Annotated in this window: 3 protein-coding genes; 2 read left to right on the top strand and 1 reads right to left on the bottom strand. The window is 41.2% G+C overall.

The window, feature by feature from the left end:
- Nucleotides 1-14: 14 nt before the first annotated feature.
- The gene (locus JKK62_RS15915; protein ID WP_366503363.1) at nt 15-2,960 is read left to right on the top strand and encodes a type I restriction endonuclease subunit R; all 2,946 of its coding nucleotides are present in this window, start codon (nt 15-17) and stop codon (nt 2,958-2,960) included.
- A gap of 72 nt (nt 2,961-3,032) precedes the next feature.
- Complete coding sequence (locus JKK62_RS15910; protein ID WP_201428777.1) at nt 3,033-3,785, top strand: hypothetical protein; 753 nt, start codon at nt 3,033-3,035, stop codon at nt 3,783-3,785.
- Nucleotides 3,786-4,385: 600 nt separating this feature from the next.
- Here the strand turns inward: JKK62_RS15910 and JKK62_RS15905 are convergent.
- Nucleotides 4,386-4,933 (bottom strand): IS66 family transposase (locus JKK62_RS15905; protein WP_201428776.1); only part of this gene is annotated, 548 nt, incomplete at its 5' end.

Raw genomic sequence — 4,933 nt, 5'->3', positions numbered from 1 at the left:
TTAATCAGTTTGTTGTGGAATACACCAACAACGGACAAGTGCAAAACCGCCGTCCCGATTTGCTCCTATATGTAAACGGAATACCCTTGTGCATTATTGAATTAAAGAATCCTGCGGACGCTCACGCAAAAATCTATGACGCGTGGGAGCAGATTTATTATCGCTATTGGCGTGATATTCCGCATTTGCTGCACTTTTGCCCATTAGCCTGTATTTCGGATGGAGTGAACACCCGACTCGGCACTGTACGCACGCCGTATGAGCACTTTTATGCCTGGCGTCGTGTGAATGACGGCGATAAGGTTTCTTCACTGCCTTTTGACGAAGTGCAGTCTATGATTAAGGGTGTTTACAGCCCTGAAAGATTCCTTGAAATATTCCGTGATTATATCTATTTTCAAGACAGCAAGTACGACAGTGATGAGCGTGAGATCGTATGCCGTTATCCGCAGTTTTTCGCCGCACGCTTATTAAAGCAGAGCATTATAAAATCAGTTAAAGAGAAAAGCGGAAAAGGCGGTACATATTTCGGCGCAACCGGTTGCGGCAAGACCTATACAATGGCGTTTTTGTCACGTCAGTTAGCATTGCGCTGCACGGATGTACCCGAAATCGGTTCTCCTACCATTGTTATGATCGTTGACCGTGAGGAGCTGCAAAAACAAGGAGCAAAGCTTTTTACCAAGAGTGAAGAGTTCCTGAACCTCGGCGAAGTCAAGGTCGTCTCTACCCGAAAAGATTTAAGGCAAGAGCTTGGCGCTCGTCAGAGCGGAGGTTTCTATATCTGTACAATTCAAAAATTCTGTGACAGAGAAGATGACAAAATCGGGTTAATCAATGACCGTAACAATATTATTTGTTTCTCTGACGAAGCACACAGAACCCAGCTCGAACATTCTAAGAAGATTCAGTTCAGCAAGGATGCCGACGACAATATGAAGGCAATGGTATCAAAGCCGTATGCAAAAGTATTGCGTGAAGCCTTCCCGTGCGCTACCTTTGTCGGCTTTACAGGTACGCCGATTGCAGAAACCTATCAAACCTTCGGTGATGAAATTGACCGTTACACAATGGATCAGGCTGTCGCCGACGGATTGACTGTATCCATTAAATACCATCCTCGTATTGCAAAGGTGCTTTTGGACGAAAAACAAGTAAAGCTGATTGAGGAATACTATAAAAAATGCGCTGATTCAGGCGCAACAAAAGAGGATATTGAAGCAAGTAAAAAAGCAATGTCCTCTATGGAAAAAATCCTTGATGAGCCGGAACGCTTGGAACGCCTTGCGGTGGATATTCACGACCACTATGTTGCAGCCTGTGCGAATGATCCCGACAGGGTTCAAAAAGCAATGGTAGTTTGCTCCAGCAGACCGATTGCATATAAATTGCTGAAAATATTCCAAGACAAATATCCCGAATGGTTTATTGAGAAAAAGACGCCCGACGGAGTCACGGCAACCGCAGAAGAACTTCGTGAATTGAAAGAGATGCCTTGTATGGCAATGGTTGCCAGCGTCGGCAAGAACGACGAACAAGAAATGTATGATTATTTGGGCGGTGTAAAGAACGCTAAACGTTCTGAGAAATTAGACGCTGCCTTTAAGCAGGACAAATCTAACTTCCGTATTGTTATCGTTGTTGATATGTGGATTACGGGTTTTGATGTTCCGTCGCTTACATATATGTACAATGACAAGCCCTTGCAAAAGCATCTTTTGATTCAAACCATCAGCCGCGTTAATCGCAAGTATCCCGGTAAAGACTTTGGTATTATTATTGACTATATCGGCATTCGTGACAATATGCGTGAAGCCGTTAAGATGTACGGCGGCAATCATTCTGTTGCGCCTTCTGTGGACGACATTAAACAGGCTACTGAGATTTTCAGAGAAGAGATGTCGATTCTTGAAGACCTGTTTATCGGGTATGATTTAAGCCCGTTTTTAGATCCAAAAGGTGATCCTGCGGAACGATACAGATTATTGGCAAAAGCTGCCGAGTACGTTTTTATTTCAACGCAAAAGCTAAACACAGAAGCTAAAGGCGGAAAAGAAGTTAAAAAAGTATCCTTCAAAACATACTTCTTAAAAACTGTCAGACGTATGCGCTCTGCTTATGATATTTGTCAGCCGTCCGGTGAATTGAGTGATGAAGAATCTGCGTTAGCACAGTGCTTTATGGCTATTGCCGGATTTGTTAGGAAGATGGGCGGTACAACCGAACTTGATACAGAAACGATGAATCGGCGCGTATCAAAGATGGTTGAGGAAGCATTGAAGTATAATAAAGTTGAAAGTGTCCTTGAAGAAGGCGATCAGGAAGATATTTTCAGCCCGGAATACTATGAATCTCTTGCAAACGTAAAAATGCCTGCGTCCAAGCTTGAACTGCTAATTAAGATGCTTCGTAAACAAATCACGGAATACGGCAAAACGAATCAAATGGCAGCAAAGAAATTCCAAGAAATGTTGGAGAAAACCATTGAGCAATATCACGAACGCCGAAAGCATCTCACCGCAGATGAGGCAGGAGAAGCGCAGGAAGAAGCATCGGAGGAGATTATCAGGGAAGCAACCGAACAGGCTTTGCAGATTCTCAAAGATATGAAAACTGACCGAGACAGCTTCCGTAATGTTGGACTTACTTTTGAGGAAAAGGCATTCTATGATATTTTGATGGCTTTACGTGATAGCTATAATTTTGAATACGGAGAAGATAAAAACATAAACGGCGTTATTGTAAATGAGAAATGCAAGAATCTCGCCAAAAAGATAAAAGAGATCATTGATACTAAGTCATCATTTGCAGACTGGCTCAATAATCAAATCGTCCGTGATCAGCTCAAATTTGATATTAAAATCTGTCTTGTGAAAAACGGTTATCCTCCACAATATAGCCCAGAAGTTTTCCGTAAAGTAATGGAGCAGGTTGAAAACTTCGAGGAGAATTTAGGATAAAAGTATTGACTGATATAATCAAATAATAACACATCGGCAATATCTATTGGTTAGCATCAAGGAGGGAATGTAGTGGGCTTAGCTTCCTTTTTTGTTAAAACTTTTATAGGCGGAGCAACTGCTGTTGGAATTGGTGCAATGATTAAAGCTACAAAAAGAAATAAACAACGCAGATTACAAGAACAAGCCGAAGAAGAAAGAAGGAAAAATACCCCTTGCCATTTTGTGGATGGTATTAGTGAGAATGCTTTTTCAAGAATAGTAAAAAGATCTTCAAAACGCTTTAGACGTTTGAAGGTTACCAGAATAGACGGAGCTGTTATTTATCTTGAATATTATTCACAAAGCGGTCTTTCGAGTTATAATGCTGTTATTGATTTTAATGATTATGGGCATATAACAGGAAGATACTGGTTAGAGAACGAAAACGAGGATTCAAATTTACCAACTGCATTTGCAGATTATCTAAGTAAACAGCTTATAGAAAAATTAGAAAGTTTTGACGACGATTTTGAGTGCGATAGATCGGAGAGCTCAAATACAAATAAAAACACAGTTAAATACTCTTCAAACACCAATAATACAAATCAGTCAAATGTTGATAAGAATGTTTTTCCAAGTTTTTGCCGTAATTGTGGTGTTAGGTTAATTGACAAACCATATTGGTGTAATTATTGTGGAACTCAAATCCGCGCAAAAAGAGAATGGTATTGTGCCGTTTGTGGTGATCATCTTAATGAGCAAAAGAATTTTAATTCGGAATCAGGTTGTTGGGTTTGCTTAAAATGTAAAAGTATCAATAGGGTTAAGGAACATTTTTATTAATAAACTGTTCAGCGAAAAGGGTGTTTCTTTGGACGCTGCAGAGAGCAAACCCATCGCATAACAAGTTCCCGTAGTTGAGGTGTCTGTAGAGAAGATTATCCATTTCGTTTCCAAGAGGTCTGCTCCTTATACCATGAAAGTGGATCCGAGATGCTCTGAAATGAAGCTTTACATAAAGCATTTCGCCGTCGCATAAATTACTACGCGCCCCCGAATCTGTTCGCGTCTGTGGCAGATACGCGGGTCTGAAATCCGCTCTGCTTAGCGCAGTATTAAGTTGTTTGTAATTGGTAGGAAGAACTTCTTATTTTGTCAATACATAGTGGGTAACTTAAGGCAAGTGTTACTGCTTTTTGAAATAAAAGGGAAACGGTCTTGAACTTTATCGGTTTCTGCTTTTATTTTCACCAAAACGCCAAATCTGTGTGAAGGTGAACGGGTTTGAATCCTACGATTTGGGTTTTAGAAGCATGGAGTTTAAGTCTCCGTAATTCGACCAAAGTGCGGCTTTGACCGAAAAACTGCCGCATGGGTTACCTGTAGACTTTTTATTTTTGAACGAGGGAATTGTAATGAAAAAGGTAATTATTTAGTAACTATTCAGAGCCACCCCACAAAGATCTGATCGGTTTGACATGACAAAGCCATCTTAACCGCATGATAGGAATCGAGTCCGTTTTTGCGGGCGGTGCTGATGAATGACATTAAGCCCAAATATTCCTCTGCGCCGGTTCTGCTTCTGAAACAACCGCAGACCTTGGTCTTGGTTTTGATGTTTCTGATGTCGCGCTCAGCTTGATTGTTGTCGAACGGAACACCGAGTTTTTCTAAAAACAGGCAGACTGCTCCCTTGTATTTTTGAAGCCTATCGATGAGCGCGAGAATTTTACCGCGTTTCACTCTGCCGCGCTTTTTCTTGGGCTTAACAGGTTCGGGATTCTCACCATAAGCGTCTTTTATGATGTTGTTATATTCACGCTTATAATTTTGAATCGTGAACATGCTGAGCGCTTCTTTTCCCGCTGCTACCGCCTTATCTTTTGCTTTTTTCATTCGCAAAAGCAGCTTTTTGAACTTGCCTGCCCAAACTTGCTCCGGATGATTCTCTATTATCCCGTTCAGTTCTCTCAAAAGATGCGCGCAGCATA

Source organism: Ruminococcus difficilis, from assembly GCF_016680995.1.
The sequence above is the reverse complement of the archived record's forward strand: the minus strand, read 5'-3'. Positions and strand labels throughout refer to the sequence as shown.